Source organism: Microbacterium sp. zg.Y909 (assembly GCF_024626565.1).
In genome coordinates, this window is the sequence record NZ_JANJFJ010000693.1 from 1 (window position 1) to 964 (window position 964).

The window sequence follows — 964 nt, forward strand, 5'->3', positions numbered from 1 at the left end:
CGCCGGGTGTCGGAGTTGTCGATGAGGTCGTCGTGCACCAGCGCGGCCGCCTGGAAGATCTCCAGCGCCGCAGCGGCGGCGATGACCTCCGGCGGGGCATCCCCGGGGCGTCGGCCACCGGCCTCGGCCACAGCCCGCCATCCGGTCACGCAGAAGCGGGCGCGAAGGCGCTTTCCCCCGCCGACGGCGCCGACACCCGCCTCGATGAACGACACCGCTTCCGGCCCCTCTGCGCGGGCGGCATCCCGCTGGTGTGTGAAGAAGGCGATCAGTCGCTGTGAAACAGCCTCGATGGGATCCGCAGTAGGCGACACGGGCCTAGCCTAGTTCTCGACGGCACGGTTAGAATCGATGCCTATTGGGACCTCACAAGGGGGATGCATGCCACTGTCCGAACAGGAGCAGCGCCTGCTCGATGAGATGGAACGCCATCTCATGCGCAACGACGCCGACGTGGTGAGCGCGCCCCGCGATGGGCGCACGCTCAGCTATCGCAACATCGTCTACGGCACGGTTCTCGTGCTTCTCGGCCTCGGCGGCCTGATCGCGGGGGTATCGACCGGATTGGTCGCCATCGGCGTCGTCGCCTTCATCGTCATGCTCGGCGGTGTCGTGCTGGCCGTCACCCCCACGCGGGGCTCGGGCCGTGCGCCGGTGGATGGGTCCCGAACCCGCCCGGGCACTCCTCCACGCTCCTCCACTTCGTTCATGGATCGCATGAACGAACGCTGGGATCGCCGCCAAGACCGGCACTGACCTCTCGAAACGCAAGAGCACCGACCTCAGGGTCGGTGCTCTTTTTTCGTGTGTTTGCGGCTCCTCGGGGTGGCCGACGGGCAATGTCGGGGGTTTGTGTAGTGAAGTGGAGGGAAGTGGAGTAAAGTGGCGCTACCTGGCGGGGCCGGACTAAGGGGGTGGTGGAGATGCTGTTGGGCACCCACACTCCCAAGCTCGACGACAAGGG

2 protein-coding genes are annotated in these 964 nt (G+C 66.8%); one reads left to right on the forward strand and one right to left on the reverse strand.

From position 1 onward, the window contains the following. Positions 1-314: polyprenyl synthetase family protein (locus tag NQ160_RS24185; RefSeq protein WP_257517511.1), on the reverse strand; the 314-nt coding region annotated here is incomplete at its 3' end. Between the two features lie 67 nt (positions 315-381). Here NQ160_RS24185 and NQ160_RS24190 point away from each other — a divergent pair. After that, positions 382-756 carry a DUF3040 domain-containing protein gene (locus NQ160_RS24190; protein WP_257517512.1) on the forward strand — a complete coding sequence of 125 codons (375 nt, stop codon included), beginning with the start codon at positions 382-384 and terminating at the stop codon, positions 754-756. The last annotated feature ends 208 nt before the right edge of the window (positions 757-964 follow it).

What these genes read in the sequence shown, in the direction of transcription:
- NQ160_RS24190 (WP_257517512.1), top strand. Translation starts at nt 382, where the DNA reads ATGCCACTGTCCGAACAGGAGCAGCGCCTGCTCGATGAGATGGAACGC.